Raw genomic sequence first — 17,538 nt, forward strand, 5'->3', positions numbered from 1 at the left:
TTAGCTATATTTTTTTACTTTGCAACAGAACCAATGTTATTATAATCGATTCGTCTTGAAATAGTAATAGAGAAATATAAAAATTTTTCCTTGTAAAGTTAAGCAACCAATCAAAAATTATAAGTAGCACACAATACAAATAATTATTTAGAAATATAGAGTTCTTATTTTGAAAATTTTGGATAGAGTGCAAACGAATTTTTTAGTACATAATAAATATAGATTTCGACCCAATTGAAATTCTAAAAAGAAGTTAATGTAAATTTTTAGACGATTTGCGATTAATTTTATAGTGAATTAATTTTTGGATGGAAATCGTAGCAATAAATGTACTATGTATGTTAATATATCAAGAATCAACAGCATAAAGAGAGAGACAACAAAGAATAGCACACATTTTCTATTATTTAATTGTTTAACTATACTAATAGAATAAACAACTAGAAAAATTCAGTTATACTTAATAATTTTCTCGAAACTTATTCATCAACCAACTCAAGTTAAGTCATCTAGAAAGAAATGACACCATGGAATAAGAAGAATGCATAACATCGAAGAATAAGATCAACAAGAATAAAATTCATTCTTCTCAAACATCAGGAATCAACATCAAGACTAATTAATGTTAAGACAAATTATTGAAACACATGAAATACTTACTATTTCAACAACAGGAATCAACATCTATGCACATTAAAGTATAATCGATCAACAACAATTGTTTAGTAGCAACAATTAGAAGATTTTTAATTAAAATTACTCTCCCCCGAAGTACTATTAAATTAAAGAAATATATTTCGTGTAGTGTCATGGTAAAGTTTTATATTTTATTAATTATCAGCTTAATGTTTTAATTATTCGAATGACATAGCTATAAGGCAAGATATTCCATTAGTGTTTTATTAACAAGCCTTAATGCTATTACAGTGTGAAACAACTTAGACAATTACTCTTTTTAGAAATAATATAACACGTACATTATTGCGAAAGACTTAGGTGTTTTCACCTAGGTCTTTTTTTAATTTAGTACTGTACTTTCTTGAAGGTATTTAATGTCATACTTATTAGCAAGTTGACTCAAATAACTTAGTAGGGCGTCCAATTCAATTTGATGATTCATAAAGTCATCCTTTAACATCAATGCCTTATGTTTTTCATTATCAGTTGCTATATTTTTAAAATAACCCCACATGTGTTCATAGGCATTAATTATTGAGCCAGTTGTTGGAGAATGATTAATTGCTTCATTAATTTGAAATTGTACTTCTTCAAGAGAGGGTGATTCTTTTAGCAGTGCTCTAATTTTGTTATAGGCATTTTGAACATGTAGTAATACGCGATATTTCTCTTCTCGCCAAAGCTTTTCTATTTTTCCACGTTCTTTCATTAAATTATTCACCTCATCTTATATTATTAAGGTTACCCAGAAGTTAAGTTTCTAAATTAATATTATTACTAATAAACGATTGATGAGCTATTGCGTAAAAGTTTGGAACCGGTTACAATAAAGTTAAATAAATGGAACCGGTTTCTAAATAAGGAGGCTTATTTAATGAGCTATAAGAAATCTGCTGAAGATATATTACAAGCAATAGGTGAGGAAGAAAACCTTGATGCTATTGCACATTGTGCTACAAGATTAAGATTAGTTCTTAATGATGAAAGCAAAGTTGATGAAGAAACGCTAAATAATATGGATGTAGTAAAGGGAACTTTCTCAACTGGGGGACAGTATCAAATCATTATTGGTATTGGGACTGTTAACAAAGTATTTAATGAATTAGAGAAAATTACTGGTAAAGAGGCATCAACGACATCAGATGTTAAAGATAAGTCGACTAAAAATATGAATCCTTTACAAAAATTTGTGAAAATGTTGTCTGATATATTTGTTCCTATTATTCCAGCAATTGTAGCTGGTGGTTTATTGATGGGATTGAATAACATTCTAACTGCCAAAGATTTGTTCTATAAAGGACAATCATTCATTGATGTTCACAGTCAATTCGCTGGCTTGGCTGAAATGATAAACGTCTTTGCAAATGCACCATTTACTTTACTTCCTATTTTAATAGGATTTAGTGCAGCTAAACGTTTTGGGGGTAATCCTTTCTTAGGTGCCGCACTAGGCATGATATTAGTTCATCCTAGTTTAATGAGCGCTTATGATTTTCCTAAAGCAGTGGAAGCAGGGAAAGCTATTCCCCATTGGGATATTTTTGGATTACATATTAATCAGGTGGGCTATCAAGGACAAGTGCTTCCCATGTTAGTTGCTGCGTATATTTTAGCTACAATTGAAAAGTGGCTACGTAAAGTGATACCGACTGTTTTGGATAATTTACTGACACCATTGTTATCTATATTTGTTACAGCTTTTATCACATTTTTATTCGTTGGACCTATTACACGTCAATTAGGATATTGGTTATCAGATGGACTAACTTGGTTGTATGATTTTGGTGGGGCTATAGGAGGTCTCATATTCGGCTTACTTTATGCACCAATTGTAATTACTGGCATGCATCATAGCTTCATCGCAGTTGAAACGACCTTGATTGCTGACGCCACCAAAACAGGAGGTTCGTTCATCTTTCCAATTGCTACTATGTCTAATGTTGCTCAAGGTGGTGCAGCCATTGCAGCATTCTTTATAATTAAACATAATAAAAAACTAAAAGGTGTGGCATCTGCAGCTGGAATTTCTGCATTATTAGGTATTACGGAACCAGCGATGTTTGGTGTCAATCTTAAATTAAGATATCCATTTATAGGTGCTGTTGTGGGATCTGGATTAGGTTCAGCTTATATTTCATTTTTCAAAGTGAAAGCTATTGCACTGGGTACTGCAGGTTTACCAGGATTTATATCTATTAATCCAGCGCATGCAGGTTGGTTACACTATCTCATAGGTATGATGATTGCCTTTATTGTGTCAATCGTTGTTACATTTGTTTTATCGAAAAGAAAGACCTATAAAGCTGCAGCTAAATAATTAAAAAGTCCCGCTTGAATTTAAAATCAAATTCAAGTGGGACTTTTTATATAAAATATGATTTAAAGCTTTTGTTTACGCCATAAATAGATACTCACTATTGCAACAAGTATCAATGATATACCTACAACGATTACCCATGAAACATAACTATGGTCGTCTATAGGTAATGGTACGTTCATACCGAAGAAACTAAACACGAGCGTAGGAAGAGTAAGTAATACAGTAAACAGTGTTAATGTCTTCATTATTGTATTCATGTCGTTAGATAGTAATGAAGCATAAGATGTTGTAATACTTTCAAGGATACGTTGATGTAATTCGGTTGTTTCAATAGCTTGATTATTTTCGATTACTAAGTCTTCAAGTAATTCTTCATCTTCTTCAAAGCGTTTGATTGCAGGTAAACGAAATAGTTTTTTAATAATTGTATCATTACCTTTTAATGCCGCTAAGAAATAAACTAAGCTTTTTTCAACTTCCATAAGTTTAAATAATTGTTTGTTAGTAATGTTATTCTTTAAATCTTTCTCGATACGAATTCGCGATTTATTTAATAATCTTAAATTTCTATTATAGTGATTTGCAATTGTTAATAAAATTTCAAGTGCAAAGCGACTATGAAATTTTAAATTAATATCATCTTGTCTTGCAAAATTTTCAAGAAATTCATTTTCGGCATCACAAACGGTCATGATAATGCCATTACCTATAATGATACCTAGTGGAATAGTAACAAACGAAAGTACGCGACGGTTTGTAGAGTTGACAATAGGTAAGTCGATAATAATGAGTGAATAGCCAGTATCTTCGTCATATTCTATACGTGCACTTTCTTCAGAATCTAATGGGTCACGGATAAAGTCCTCTGGAATGTTGTAGAATTCCATTAATTCTTCAATTTCTTCACGTTCAGGTTCAACAACGTTAATCCAAGACGCGCTATGATCCACTTTAGTTTCAATGATTTCATTTGAATTTATACTTTCATGTTTATAAGCAGTAATCATAACTATAATTCCTTTCAAAGTCTTCTATATTCAATTTGATTAACAGTTAGATAGTATTTGAACGATTAAGTTAGGCATGATTCATTTTATATTTATATTCTGCCATAATTCGTAATGGTCCATTATAAACAATTTTATAAATATGATGTGTTAATTCATCAACTGAAATACGATTTGGGTCTAAAACCCAATATTTAATAGTATTTATTGTAGCGCCTGCGACATAGCTATGAAAATACATCTCTGGTATACCATCTATTTCATGATTAATACTCATATATCGATTCATATTTTGTTTAATTAATAAACTTATTTTCTCTTCAAGTTTACTTCGACGATCTAACTGTAGAATGATTTGATAAAAATCTAAATTATCATCTATATGTTGAAGGATTTTAGTAAGAACTCTATCTATAAAGAGTTCTGAAATAGCTTCAACAGTGTCCCCATCTATTTGATTAAAATCCGTTAGATGAGCTAGCTCTGAAATACACTCATCTTCCATATCTGAAAGCAACATATATTTATCTTCATAATGTAAATAGAAGGTTCCTCTATTCACATCAGCTTCAGTTGTAATATCTCTAATCGTAATTTTATCGAGCTCTTTGTATTGTAATAATGTTGTAAATGCTTTCTTAATGGAAGATTTTGTCTTTCTTATTCGCCTATCTTCTTTCAATTAAATATAACCTCCCAATGATTTAATAGACAATTTACAACAAAGTGTTCAATAACAGACGTATTTTATTAAATTGATTATTGTTAAATTGTTCTTACCTATTATAATAGACAACGTAAAGAATATTCAACACATTGTTCAATAAAAAAAGGAGGTCAATTCATGAATATCTTTAAAAGCAAATTATTATGGTTAGCACCAATTGCTGCGATTTTAATCTTAGTTATTTTTTCACTAGCATTTTATCCAGCATTTAATCCAAAACCTAAAGATTTACCAATTGCCATCGTCAATAATGATGAAGGTACAACTATTCAAAGTAATAAAGTTGATATTGGTAAGAAAATAGAAGATAAATTATTAGATAGTGATTCAGATAAAATTAAATGGGTTAAAGTTGATAAAGAATCTGATTTGAAAAAAGGATTCGATAATGAGAAATATTATGGGGCAGTTGTATTTGAAAAAGACTTTTCAAAAAATGCAATGAGTAAAACTCAAAAAGTTGTTATGGATAGTAAAAAGTCAGAGATGAAAGAAAAAGTTGAATCTGGTGAAATTCCAGCACAACAAGCTCAAAAAATGAAAGAAAAAATGGGTAATCAAAGTGTTGATGTAAAACAAGCAAAACTTAAAACGATTGTAAGCCAAGGTTCAAATTTACAAGCATCAAACATTGTTACAAATGTACTATCAGGTGTCGGACAAAACTTAAATAAACAAATTACTAAACAAAGTTTATCTACACTTCAAAAACAGAACGTAGATGTAAGTCCTAAAGATATCCAAGGCATTACTAATCCAGTTAAAGTTGATGATCACAAAGTAAATAAAGTTAAAGATCATCAAGGTGGCGGTAATGCACCATTCTTAATGTTTATGCCAGTTTGGATGGGCTCAATGATTACTTCAGTGTTATTATTCTATGCGTTTAGAACTAGTAATAACTTTGCGATACAACATAGAATTATTGCATCTGTAGGACAAATGGTAACTGCAGTACTTGCAGCTTTCCTAGGCAGCTTTGCATATGTGTACTTTATGAAAGGTGTATTAGGATTCCATTTCGATCATCCTAATAGAGTTGCTTTGTTCATTGCTCTAGCAATAATGGGATTTGTTGGATTAATACTAGGAATTATGGTTTGGTTAGGTATGAAATCTCTACCTATCTTCATCTTACTCATGTTCTTCAGTATGCAAATGGTTACTTTACCAAAACAAATGCTCCCAGAAGGATATCAAAAATGGGCTTATGGATGGAATCCATTTACACACTACACTACTACACTCAAAGAGCTTATTTATATGAATAAAGCAATTGAGTTAAACAGTACAGTTTGGATGCTAATTGGCTTTATGATTTTCGGTATCATTTCAAGTTTAATCGCAGCAATAGTTAGAAAACATAGTACTAAACGTACTGAAATACCTTCATAATATGAATTAAACAGCGTTAGTTTATAATGAGCTAACGTTGTTTATTTAGTAGTTGATAAAGAAGAGTTGCTTCCAGAAGTATAATTTTAAAAGACAAGTTTAAGAGACGTTAGAGGATAAGGTTTCTTACTTGTCTTCTTTTTTGTCGAAATAGTGAAAAATTAGAATTGTTATTGTTAAGTGGAAATGTAAGCTATATTATTGGGAACAGGGCAAAATTTAAAAGCACTTATATGGGGAGGTTTCAATGTTAGTACATAGTAAAATGACAAAGTACATGATTGCATTGATAGTTATAATATTAATGACATTGGTTCCAGCCTTTCAGCAACAAGCTTCTGCACATGCAACTTTAGAAAAAACAACACCGCAAGATAGAGGAGTTGTTAAAGATAAACCAGAAGACATACAGCTGGAATATAATGAGCCAGTCAATGCAAAGTATTCAAATATAACTTTATATAATGATAAAGGTAAAAAAATAAGTGAAGTTAAACCTACAACTTCAGGATGGTCAAAAACTTTAGAATTTCCTGGAGATCAAATTGCTAAAGGGACAAATACAGTTGAATGGCATGCGATTTCAGCAGATGGTCATGAAGTGAGTAATAAATTTGAGTTTTCAGTAGGCAAGGTGACTGCTAAAAATGTTGATACCTCTGATTCTTTTTATGAACAACCAAGCTTTTGGTTTGGTGTATTTAGATACCTTACAGAAGGTGCAACGATTATTTTAGTTGGCTTGTTCTGGATGAATGGTATTGCTAAACGTCGAGGATTAAAGCAATTTAACATATTACCTAAACAGGTCGGTGTCGCATGGATAATGGGGATGTCGATTCTTATGTCGATACTCGTTTATATGATGACACTCACATCAGATGTGTTAAACGATATTTTATCTTTTAAAGCTAACGTCATTATGCAATTTCCATATATCATTAGTTCAATTGCGCTTATTGTATTATTTATATTAATGGTTCTTAAAGATATGGAAAAATTATGGTACTGGCTTGTGTCGTTTGCAATGATATTAGCTGTAGCAATGTCTGGTCATGCGTGGTCACAACATGTGCCACTTTGGTCTATAGTAATTAGAACGCTACATTTAGCAGGAATGACACTATGGTTAGGCGCGTTAGTCTATCTGATTTGTTACGCTAAAAATGGACGTGGCAATCAATTAACAAATGTTAGACATATGCTTTTGAAAACGAATATTACAGCGGTAGCTATATTGATAATTTCTGGTGTCCTGATGGCTATTGATGAAACGAATGTCTTAGCTATATGGAATAATATACAAGCTTGGACAGTATTTATCATTATTAAAGTGATTGGTACATTAATCATGATGATTTTAGGATTTTACCAAACATACCGTGCTTTAGGTAAAAGAAATCATGTAAACAAAGTAACTCTATTTACAGAACTTATTATCGGCATTATTTTAATTTTTGCCGGTGTGATGATGAGTCAAATTAATATCCCAAGTTAAGGAGGAAAATCATGTTACGCAAATTGATATCAATGACAATTGTTTTATTTTTTGCGATTGGATGTTTTAAATACGCCGATGCGCACGTGACACTTAATCCCAACCAAAGTGAACCAGGATCTTATGACAAATATGATGTGAGGGTTCCAGTTGAGCAAGATAATAACACTGTCAAAGTTGAATTGAATGTCCCTAAAGGTGTCAACGTAGCAAACGTTGCACCTGTTGAAGGATTTAAACATCAATTTAAAAAAGATAAGAAAGGCAATATCACAAAAATTACATGGAAAGCTACTGGTAAAGGAATAGGACCTAACGAGTTTATAGAATTTCCGATTGTAGCAGCTAATCCTGAAGATGAGGGCACATTTAAATGGAAAGCATATCAAACGTATGATAACGGTGATGTTGTAAAATGGACTGGTAAAGAAAATAGCGAACATCCTGCTCCAACTACTACTGTGAAAAAAGGTGCAAGTTCAAATGGTAATAAATCTGAAGCATCTACTTCAAATGGTGGAGGCTCAATCGCTTTATGGATTGTGTCCATCTTTGCAATAATTATTTCATTAGTTGCTCTATTTAAACATGCACGTAATAAAAAATAAAGAGCTCAAAAATTCCTAAAAAGTTTACTTTATCTTTTTAGGAATTTTTTGTAATCATCTCTATTCTTCGTGATTTTGTCACTTTAATATTTAGTAATATGTTCTATAATATAACCGTGAGGGAGGATTCATCATGCGTAGATTACTATATTCTTTTTTATTCTATATGATTATAGGACTATTAAGTGGTTTCTATTACAGAGAATTAACTAAAGCGCATCATTTTACGGGTGATACACAATTAGCATTAGTACATACTCATACACTTATACTCGGAATGTTTATGTTCTTACTTTTATTACCACTTGAAAAGGTATTTAAATTAAGTAGTTATTATTTATTTAATTGGTTCTTTATCGTCTATCATTTAGGTGTCATAGTGACAATAGGCATGATGACTTATAAAGGTACTTTACAAGTGATTGGTGCAAAATATTCACCAGAAGCTTTAGCAGGCTTTGCTGGTATAGGTCATACGGGAATGCTAGCAGGACTGTTATTATTATTCTTTTTACTTAGACAAGCAATTATTACTGAACCTAAGGATTAATTTTAACTCGTGAGTTTTTAATGACTCACGAGTTTTTTATGTAGTGCTAATATGAATATCTTCAATACGCATTTCACATATAGTATAATATTGATGAAATAAATGATAATAATTATCACTGGGAATTAATTTATATGCTTTACATATTACAGGAGGAAGCAATATGAAAGACGTTACGATTATAGGTGGCGGTCCAGCTGGCTTGTTTGCAAGTTTCTACTCTGGGTTGAGAGGGATGTCAGTTAGAATCATTGATGTGCAAGATAAGTTAGGTGGTAAAATGCAAATTTATCCGGAGAAAATTATTTGGGACATTGGTGGTGTTGCACCTAAACCGTGCTACCAGATTATAGAAGATATGATTGAACAAGGTTTACATTTTAATCCTAAAGTAAATTTAAATGAACGTGTTACTGATATACGTAAAGTTTCAGAAAGACATTTTGAAATTGAAACAAGTGAAGGGCACATTTATGAATCCAAAGCAGTTATTTTCGCTATTGGAGGAGGAATCATTAATCCAAAACCGCTTGATATTAAAGGTGCAGAACGTTATCAACTTACCAATCTTCACTATGTCGTTCAGTCATTTTCAAAATTTAGAGATAAAGATGTCCTTATTTCTGGCGGAGGAAATACTGCATTAGATTGGGCGCGAGATATTGCGAAAATTGCCAAAAGCGTAACGGTGATTTATCGAAAATCAGAAACAAGTGGTTATGAAGCTATGAATGGGATTCTTAAAGAACTTGGTGTACAATTACTGCCAAACACTAAAATTAAACAACTTATTGGAAATGACAATGATACACGTATTCATCAAGTGAAACTGGAGAATGTTGAGAGCGGTAAAATCGAAACTCAAGCTTTTGATGAAGTCATAATTAGTCATGGCTTTGATCATGAGAATCCATTACTCAAAGATTGTACATCACAATTTGAACTTTATGATGAATACCGAGTTAAAGGCTTTGGGAATACGACTACTAGTATAGAGGGTATTTACGCATGTGGCGATATCGTGCACCATGATGCTAAAGTACATTTAATTGCGAGCGCATTCAGTGATGCTGGTAATGCTGCTAATTTAGCTAAGACGTACATCGAACCTCATGCAGCAACTGAAGGTTATGTATCAAGTCATAACGATATCTTTAAGGAATCAAACAAAGATATTGTGAACCAATATCTATACTAAGTTTATTGAAAGGATAGCATAGTGATGGTAGAAATTAATTTTGAAGCACCTAAAGTTCAAGAATACTGTGATTTAAGACTCAACGCTGGTATGAGTCCTAAGTCAATTGAAGCTGCTGAAAAGGGGTTACCCAATGCCTGTTTCAATGTCACTATTTATGATGACAATAAGCTCATTGGTATGGGGCGTGTTATAGGAGATGGTGGTACTGCTTTTCAGATTGTAGATATCGCAGTAAATAAAGAATACCAAGGTTTGGGACATGGGCGTACTATAATGGAAGAAATTATGAAGTATATTGATCGAGTGGCTGAAAAAGGAACATATATAAGTTTAATGGCAGATTATCCAGCTGATAAACTTTATGAAAAGTTTGGGTTCATAAGTACCGAGCCATATTCAAAAGGAATGTATATCAAGTATTAAAGATTTGAGCGCGAGTAGACTATGAGGTGTACTCGCGCTCTTTTTCTTATATTAATTATTTTGAAGCATTAAAATCTATTATAATGCGACCAGTATTTTCATGGTTAATCACTTTATCAATAGCTTGAGGAAGTTCATCAAAAGAAATGACATGCTTAATATCATGAAGTTGATTTGGTTTTAAATCTCTTGCTAATCTTCTCCATACACGACGACGTAACTTGATTGGTGTGAAAACTGAATCAATGCCAATAATACTTACACCTCTTAAGATAAATGGGAAAATCGAACTTTCAAACTCATTGCCACCAGTCATACCAATTACTGCTACACTGCCATTATTATCTAAACGTTTAACAATATAAGGTAAATTTTGACCACCGACAGAGTCAATGGCTGCTTGCCAAGTGCGTGATGCCAATGCTTTTTCATCATTATCTGGTAGGCGATTGATTACTTCAGTAGCACCAAGTTCTTTTAAATCAGCGTCAACATTCTTTCGTCCGGTACTAGCTATCACGTCATATCCCAGATTCTCTAACATAAGCATAGCAAGTGTGCCAACGCCACCTGTTGCTCCTCTTACTAAAACTTCTTTTCCTTCAATAGTCATGCCAGCTTTTTCTAATTTTTCAATAGCTAAGCCAGCTGTATATCCAGCAGTTCCATAAATCATAGCTTCTTCTAGAGTAAGTCCCTCTGGTAAGTTAATAACCCACTCTGATTTCACACGTGCGTATTCACTGAAACCACCATAATGACTTACACCTAAGTCATAGCTTGTAACAATGACTTCATCTCCAACTTCTAATCCAGGTGCATTCGTTTCTTCAATAGTACCAGTCAAATCAATACCAGGCACCATAGGATAACTTTTTACAATTGCATTGTTATCTTGTGTAGCCAAAGCGTCTTTATAATTAATTCCAGAATAGTGAACCTTAATGAGAACGTCACCTTCAGGTAAATCCTCTTTACTTATCTTTTTAAAATCATGAGAAACGTTACCTTTGTCGTCTTGATCAACTATAAATGCTTGAAACTTTTCTACCATAGTATAGCCACTCCTATAAGTATCTTTTTAAATTCTAAAAATTATAGTAATCGTCAACTCTAAATTCCCTTATTCATAGTTTACCCAGTCATTTTATTTTTAAAAATAAATAACACATAAATGTCTCCTAAATTCTTTAAAATTTAAAAGGATTTTTAGATAAAAAATCAAAAGAGTTGTTATTGACACAAATATCACCCACGAATATAATATTCTTGATAATGATTATCAATTGAGAACTTTAACTCCAACTCGATGTGAGTCACAATAGGTTAATCATTTATTTATCAATCTATGAGGTGAAGTAATGAAAAAGTTACCGGTTATTTTATTAGCATCAACGTTAATGTTAGCAGCATGTGGAAACGACAATAATAGTAAAGATAGTTCAAGTTCAACAAATAATAGTAGTGGTGGTAATAAAAAGGAATTAAATGAAGCTACTAAGAAGTATGAAAAGTACACAGATAAGCAACTCGATCAATTCTTAAAAGGTACGCAACAATTCGTTGATGCAATTAAAGATAACAATCTGCAAAAGGCTAAAGAATTATATCCTAAGGTACGTATGTATTATGAACGTTCAGAACCAGTTGCCGAGGCTTTCGGTGATTTAGATCCTAAGATTGACGCTCGTTTAGCAGATATGAAAGAAGAAAAAAAAGAAGATCAATGGACTGGATATCATAAAATTGAAAAACAACTTTATCAAGATAATAAAATTGACAGTACAACTAAAAAGGATGCTGATCAATTGTTAAAAGATGCTAAAGAATTACATGCAAAAGCTGATACATTAGATATTACACCTAAATTAATGCTTCAAGGATCAGTAGATTTATTAAATGAAGTTTCAACATCTAAAATTACAGGTGAAGAAGAAATTTATTCTCATACTGATTTGTACGACTTTAAAGCTAATATTGAAGGCGCGCAAAAAATATATGAGTTATTTAAACCTACTCTAGAGAAAAAAGATAAAAAGTTAAGTTCAAATATTCAAAAGAACTTTGACAAGGTAAATAAATTACTTGATAAATATAAAGACGGTGATGGTTATAAATCTTATAATGATGTAACTAAGAAAGATAGAAAAGCATTGGCTGATGCTGTAAATGCTTTAGGTGAACCATTAAGTAAGATGGCTGTGGTTACAGAATGAGTAAACTAGACAAAGACCAATCATCACAAATGTCACGCCGTTCATTTCTAAAAATGTTAGGCATAGGTGGCGCTGGTGTAGTCATTGGTGCAAGTGGAGTAGGAAGTATATTCTCTTTTAAATCAATGTTTGATACACCAGAAGATGAAGAGAAAGATGCATATGAGTTTTATGGCAAAGTTCAAGCCGGTATTACTACACCCACACAACGCTCAATTAACTTTGTAGCTTTAGATTTAAAATCGAAAGATAAAGCTGCAATCAAAGATATGTTCAAACAGTGGACGAAAATGGCAGCGCAGATGACGGACGGAGATTCTGTCGGTAAAGAGAGTAGTAACCCATTATTACCACCTGTTGATACTGGTGAAGCAATTGGCTTAAGTGCGAGTAAATTAACGCTTACGTTCGGAGTAAGTAAATCTTTCTTGAAAAAGATTGGTATGAAAGACAAGATACCGAAAGATTATAAAGATTTACCACATTTCCCTAATGATCAATTATCGGATGATTTTAGTGATGGAGATATCATGATTCAAGCATGTTCAATGGATGATCAAGTTACTTTCCATGCTATCCATAACTTAATAAGACCATTTAGAGATATTGTACAAGTTAAATGGTCTCAAACAGGTTTTGTTTCAGGACAACTTCATGAAACGCCACGTAACTTAATGGCATTTAAAGATGGGACTGTTAACCCTCGCCATACTGACGAGTACAAGGATTATGTATTTATTGATGACGGTTGGGCTAAAAATGGTACATATTGTATTATTCGACGCATACAGATTCATATTGAAACATGGGACCGCACTGCACTCGAAGAACAAGAAGCGACGTTTGGACGTAAACGAATCTCTGGTGCTCCGCTAACTGGTAAGAAAGAATTTGATGAAATGGATCTCGGTGCAAAGGATAGTAGTGGAGAGTATGTAATTCCTGCAGATGCTCATGCACGTTTAGCGCATGAAGCGAAGACGTCCATTAAACGTCGTGCTTATAACTACACTGCAGGAACAAATGACAAAACTGGAGCTTTAGAAACAGGGTTATTATTTATTAGTTTCCAAAAGGCGACTCAACAATTTATTGATATTCAAAACCATTTAGGTCATAAAGATAAATTAAATGAATACATTACACATCGTGCCTCCGCAACATTTATCGTATTACCTGGTGTGAAAAAGGGAGGATACCTCGGTGAAACACTATTCGATTAAGATACTTATCGTCTTAATTCTAATATTAAGTTTATTTAAAATAGCACCAGTACATGCTGAAAATGCCTCAATGAGTGAAGTATATGTTTCAATTACGGATGCTAAATCAACGATTAGTGATAATTCAAAAAAGGATAGCGATAAGAAAAAAGCTATCAAGCAAGTTAGAAAAGAAATTAATGCTTTAAAAGTAAAAGATAATAAAGAAGGTAAAGCAGTCAAGAATAAACTGAAGGAAGTTGAAAGTGCTAAAACTTCAGATGATCAAGCTGATAAGTTATCAGACTTAACTAAAGCATTAATTACATATGAAAATACACAAAGTTCTAAAGATGCATCAGGTCAAATTAAAGAATTAAAGCAAGCAGTAGACGCCAAAGATGAACCTATTCAAAAAGCGATTAAAAATAAAAATCGTTCAGAACTCGAATCCATTAATAATAGTTTGAACCAAATTTGGACTAGTCATGAAACTGTCATTCGTAATTACGATGAAGGGAAATATGGGACGATTGAAGTGAATTTAATGCAACTTCGTGTAGCCATACAAAAGGAACCATTAGATCCAAAGAAAGTTAAGAACGCTTGGGATACGTTCAAATCAAGTATAGATACTGTGGACCAAAAACAATCATCAGAAGAAAATGGTAAGTACAAAGTGTCACAATTGAATGATGAGTTAGATAAGGCGATAACTGGTATCAATAAAAATGATTTAAAACAAACGGATGCGGCTTTATCTAAATTTATTCAAATTTGGCCATATGTCGAAGGTAAAATTCAAACTAAGAATAATAGCTTATATACAACTATTGAAGATAAAATACCTTATTATCAAAGTATTTTAGATGACAGCAACAAAGAGCGTGTCAAAGACGGTTTAAAAGAGATCAATAATGATATTAAAGATACGGTTGGAACAGGAGATTATACTTTCGTTGATGTAATGGTAATCTTCTTACGTGAAGGCTTAGAAGTACTATTAATCGTCATGACCTTAACAACCATGACCCGCAAGGTGAAAGACCATAAAGGTACATCTAGTGTGATAGGTGGTGCACTCTTAGGATTAGTATTAAGTATAGCGTTAGCAGTTGTTTTGATTTCAACAATTGGCAATAATGGTATTATTCGTGAGGGTATGGAAGCGGTACTTGGTATCGTAGCCGTTATTTTAATGTATGTGGTTGGTGTGTGGATGCATAATCGATCAAGTGCAAAACGTTGGAATAAAATGATTCAGTCGATGTACCAAAATGCAATTAGTAACGGTAACCTTGTTTTATTGGGAACAATCGGCTTGATATCAGTACTTCGTGAAGGTGTTGAAGTTATCATATTCTATATGGGTATGATTGGTAGTATTAAAACGCAAGACTTTATAATAGGAATAGTAATAGCGATTGTAATTTTAATCATCTTCGCTTTACTATTTAGATTTATTGTCAAGTTAATTCCAGTTCACTATATATTTCGAGTGCTTTCAATACTAATCTTCATTATGACATTTAAAATGTTAGGTGTAAGTATCCAAAAAGCTCAATTACTAGGTTGGATACCTCAACATAGTATCGAAGGTTTGCCTACAGTGAGTTGGATTGGTTTCTATCCTAGTGTCGAAACAATAGTAGCTCAAATCATTTTAGTTATTTTAATACTATTATTTGTATTTAAACAACGTAAAAAGAATCAACAATAAAGAAAAATCACAAATGAGACTCATTTAGAGTTCATTTGTGATTTTTTGTTTTCTATAAGTGAATTTTGCGATAAACATGCTGATTTCAAATAAGAGAATTAATGGAAGTGTTAATGCTAAGTTTAATATTAAATCAGGTGGTGCGATAATACTTGCTACTACAAAACAAGCAAAGTAAACATATTTTCTATAATGACCTAACTGATTAACATCTATAAGTCCAAAATGAGCTAATCCCATAAATAATATAGGTAATTGGAATATAAATCCAAAAACGAGGAGCCATCTAATTAGCTCTCCTAGGTATGCTTTAAATCCAATAACTTGGTCTATATTGAGCATATGAGATAGTTTTTCAGAGAAATTAATAATCATTGGAAAGCCAACAAAAAATGCGAAGGCTACTCCTATAATGAATAATAAAGCACAGAAAAAACTATATTTATAAATAAATTGTCGCTCGTAAACATGTAGGCCTGGTGCTATAAAAGACCATAGCTGATAGAAAATAATAGGTACAATTAAACATATTGCTACTGTGAAAATAATCATTACATAAATTTGTATCGTTTCGGTAAACGAGAAGGTATGTAAAGTAACATGTGCTCGTTTAATATATTTTATAAAAGATTGCATCCACCAATGTGATGAAATATAAACTAAGAAGACTGAAACGATAAGTGCGATCAATACAATGACAAGCCTGTGACGTAACTCTCCAAAATGCTCTAATAGTGAAGAACTATTTTGATTGTTCTCGCTGTGATTTAGAAGCTTTACTGGGAGTCTCGTGTGAATCTTCATCAATATGTTCTGCTGCGGATTTAAATTCTTTTAACGTTGAACCAACAGCTCTTCCAAATTGTGGTAATTTTGTAGGTCCAAAAATAATTAATGCGATAATTGCGATTACGACTAAACTTGTAGGACCAGTGATACCTACGACAAACATATTTTCAAACATATAATAACCTCACTCTATTTTTTAAACAATTTTCATCTATAACTTTATACTCATTGATAAAGATTATCAATAGAAAAATGATAGTATTATAAAACAAAAAAGCGTGACTCGTCCGATAAAATAAGTTAAAGTAGTTTAAACGACAAAAAGGGGTTGTTTGGTATGAGTGAGAGTATCCGTGAGGTAAGAAGTGATGAAGTTGAAATATTACAGGATATAGCTAAGAGAACTTTTTATCATACATTTAAATCGTCTTATGATGATAGAGATTTTAATAAATTTTTTGAAGAGGCGTATAACATTAATCAATTATCTCGTGAACTTCAAGAGAAAGATTCATTTCACTATTTTTTTAGAGATGAACAAAAAGTAGTAGGATATTTAAAATTAAATATTAATCATGCCCAAACAGAAAAAAAGGGAGAAGATTATTTAGAAATTCAACGAATCTATTTCGATGAGGCATATCAAGGTGGCGGGAGAGGTAAAAAATTCATTGACTTGGCTGTCAAAAAAGCAAAGGAATATCATAAAACTAAGATTTGGCTTGGTGTATGGGAGCACAACCCACAAGCACTTCGATTTTATGAAAAAAGAGGGTTTGTCGTTACAGGTTCACATGAATTTTATACTGGTGATGTCGTAGATAAAGATTTAATTATGGAAAAAAGTTTAATTTAAAATATACCAAAAAGTATATAAAATTAGAACGTTGAACTTGTTATTATTAGCGTAGGTATTAAAAATTAGATATAATTATCACGTTAAATTTTTATGAATTTTACGTAAAATTTTAGTAAAAGCAAGGCGTTGATTTTATTATAACTAGTAATCATTATCGTCAATGTTTCAGTTGCTATGATGACAGTTAATCATTGAATTAAAATGTGTTTATGATAATCGTACATTTTATTTTAATGAGTATACTAGTTTTAATTATCCTAAGCATTTCACTTATGAAGAATTAAATACGTAATACAAAGTGAAAGAGGAATTACAAATATTAGATTTATAAAATCTAATAGCATG

General features: G+C 32.0%; 17 protein-coding genes. 11 read left to right on the forward strand and 6 right to left on the reverse strand.

What is annotated here, in order from left to right:
• Nucleotides 1-1,018 precede the first annotated feature (1,018 nt).
• Nucleotides 1,019-1,387, reverse strand: a complete 369-nt coding sequence (locus HMPREF2706_RS05615) for a YbgA family protein (protein ID WP_049428388.1) — start codon at nucleotides 1,385-1,387, stop codon at nucleotides 1,019-1,021.
• A gap of 165 nt (nucleotides 1,388-1,552) precedes the next feature.
• Here HMPREF2706_RS05615 and HMPREF2706_RS05620 point away from each other — a divergent pair, with 165 nt between their 5' ends.
• Nucleotides 1,553-2,995 carry a sucrose-specific PTS transporter subunit IIBC gene (locus HMPREF2706_RS05620; protein ID WP_070862241.1) on the forward strand — a complete coding sequence of 481 codons (1,443 nt, stop codon included), beginning with the start codon at nucleotides 1,553-1,555 and terminating at the stop codon, nucleotides 2,993-2,995.
• A 62-nt stretch (nucleotides 2,996-3,057) separates the two neighbouring features.
• On the opposite strand, the gene HMPREF2706_RS05625 is transcribed toward HMPREF2706_RS05620, so the two are convergent.
• Both HMPREF2706_RS05625 and HMPREF2706_RS05630 read right to left on the reverse strand, forming a co-directional pair.
• Nucleotides 3,058-4,005 (reverse strand): magnesium transporter CorA family protein, encoded by a 948-nt coding sequence (locus tag HMPREF2706_RS05625; protein ID WP_002432912.1) that lies wholly within the window; start codon nucleotides 4,003-4,005, stop codon nucleotides 3,058-3,060.
• Between the two features lie 70 nt (nucleotides 4,006-4,075).
• Complete coding sequence (locus HMPREF2706_RS05630; RefSeq protein ID WP_023351218.1) at nucleotides 4,076-4,687, reverse strand: TetR/AcrR family transcriptional regulator; 612 nt, start codon at nucleotides 4,685-4,687, stop codon at nucleotides 4,076-4,078.
• 162 nt (nucleotides 4,688-4,849) lie between these two features.
• Between HMPREF2706_RS05630 and HMPREF2706_RS05635 the strand changes: the two genes are divergently transcribed.
• The 6 genes from HMPREF2706_RS05635 (at nucleotide 4,850) to HMPREF2706_RS05660 (ending at nucleotide 10,407) form a co-directional block, all read left to right on the forward strand.
• Nucleotides 4,850-6,127, forward strand: a complete 1,278-nt coding sequence (locus HMPREF2706_RS05635) for a YhgE/Pip domain-containing protein (protein WP_030062329.1) — start codon at nucleotides 4,850-4,852, stop codon at nucleotides 6,125-6,127.
• Nucleotides 6,128-6,374: 247 nt separating this feature from the next.
• The gene (locus tag HMPREF2706_RS05640) at nucleotides 6,375-7,625 is read left to right on the forward strand and encodes a copper resistance CopC/CopD family protein (RefSeq protein WP_070597666.1); all 1,251 of its coding nucleotides are present in this window, start codon (nucleotides 6,375-6,377) and stop codon (nucleotides 7,623-7,625) included.
• An 11-nt stretch (nucleotides 7,626-7,636) separates the two neighbouring features.
• Nucleotides 7,637-8,233 (forward strand): YcnI family protein, encoded by a 597-nt coding sequence (locus tag HMPREF2706_RS05645; RefSeq protein WP_037550230.1) that lies wholly within the window; start codon nucleotides 7,637-7,639, stop codon nucleotides 8,231-8,233.
• 133 nt (nucleotides 8,234-8,366) lie between these two features.
• On the forward strand, nucleotides 8,367-8,783 hold the full coding sequence (locus tag HMPREF2706_RS05650) for a DUF2871 domain-containing protein (protein WP_002432207.1): 417 nt from the start codon (nucleotides 8,367-8,369) through the stop codon (nucleotides 8,781-8,783).
• A 163-nt stretch (nucleotides 8,784-8,946) separates the two neighbouring features.
• Nucleotides 8,947-9,981, forward strand: a complete 1,035-nt coding sequence (locus tag HMPREF2706_RS05655) for an NAD(P)/FAD-dependent oxidoreductase (protein WP_070597665.1) — start codon at nucleotides 8,947-8,949, stop codon at nucleotides 9,979-9,981.
• A 24-nt stretch (nucleotides 9,982-10,005) separates the two neighbouring features.
• Nucleotides 10,006-10,407, forward strand: a complete 402-nt coding sequence (locus HMPREF2706_RS05660) for a GNAT family N-acetyltransferase (protein WP_049428377.1) — start codon at nucleotides 10,006-10,008, stop codon at nucleotides 10,405-10,407.
• A 55-nt stretch (nucleotides 10,408-10,462) separates the two neighbouring features.
• On the opposite strand, the gene HMPREF2706_RS05665 is transcribed toward HMPREF2706_RS05660, so the two are convergent.
• On the reverse strand, nucleotides 10,463-11,461 hold the full coding sequence (locus HMPREF2706_RS05665) for an acrylyl-CoA reductase family protein (RefSeq protein WP_070862242.1): 999 nt from the start codon (nucleotides 11,459-11,461) through the stop codon (nucleotides 10,463-10,465).
• 307 nt (nucleotides 11,462-11,768) lie between these two features.
• Between HMPREF2706_RS05665 and efeO the strand changes: the two genes are divergently transcribed.
• The 3 genes from efeO to HMPREF2706_RS05680 are packed head-to-tail and all read left to right on the forward strand — an operon-like array spanning nucleotide 11,769 to nucleotide 15,545.
• Nucleotides 11,769-12,623, forward strand: coding sequence for an iron uptake system protein EfeO (gene efeO, locus HMPREF2706_RS05670; protein ID WP_049428372.1), 855 nt, complete (start codon nucleotides 11,769-11,771; stop codon nucleotides 12,621-12,623).
• Nucleotides 12,620-13,846 (forward strand): iron uptake transporter deferrochelatase/peroxidase subunit, encoded by a 1,227-nt coding sequence (efeB, locus tag HMPREF2706_RS05675; RefSeq protein ID WP_002432933.1) that lies wholly within the window; start codon nucleotides 12,620-12,622, stop codon nucleotides 13,844-13,846. Before efeO ends, efeB begins: the two co-directional genes overlap by 4 nt.
• On the forward strand, nucleotides 13,827-15,545 hold the full coding sequence (locus tag HMPREF2706_RS05680) for an FTR1 family iron permease (protein WP_049428368.1): 1,719 nt from the start codon (nucleotides 13,827-13,829) through the stop codon (nucleotides 15,543-15,545). Before efeB ends, HMPREF2706_RS05680 begins: the two co-directional genes overlap by 20 nt.
• 24 nt (nucleotides 15,546-15,569) lie before the next feature.
• On the opposite strand, the gene tatC is transcribed toward HMPREF2706_RS05680, so the two are convergent.
• Nucleotides 15,570-16,349 carry a twin-arginine translocase subunit TatC gene (gene tatC / locus HMPREF2706_RS05685; protein ID WP_070862243.1) on the reverse strand — a complete coding sequence of 260 codons (780 nt, stop codon included), beginning with the start codon at nucleotides 16,347-16,349 and terminating at the stop codon, nucleotides 15,570-15,572.
• Nucleotides 16,288-16,509, reverse strand: coding sequence for a twin-arginine translocase TatA/TatE family subunit (gene tatA / locus HMPREF2706_RS05690; RefSeq protein ID WP_002432296.1), 222 nt, complete (start codon nucleotides 16,507-16,509; stop codon nucleotides 16,288-16,290). The genes tatC and tatA overlap by 62 nt, the downstream gene beginning before the upstream one ends.
• Nucleotides 16,510-16,671: 162 nt before the next feature.
• Here tatA and HMPREF2706_RS05695 point away from each other — a divergent pair, with 162 nt between their 5' ends.
• The gene (locus HMPREF2706_RS05695) at nucleotides 16,672-17,190 is read left to right on the forward strand and encodes a GNAT family N-acetyltransferase (RefSeq protein ID WP_049428364.1); all 519 of its coding nucleotides are present in this window, start codon (nucleotides 16,672-16,674) and stop codon (nucleotides 17,188-17,190) included.
• Nucleotides 17,191-17,538 lie beyond the last annotated feature (348 nt).

Origin of the sequence: Staphylococcus sp. HMSC067F07 (assembly GCF_001837405.1) — a bacterium.
Taxonomy (GTDB): Bacteria; Bacillota; Bacilli; order Staphylococcales; family Staphylococcaceae; genus Staphylococcus; species Staphylococcus capitis.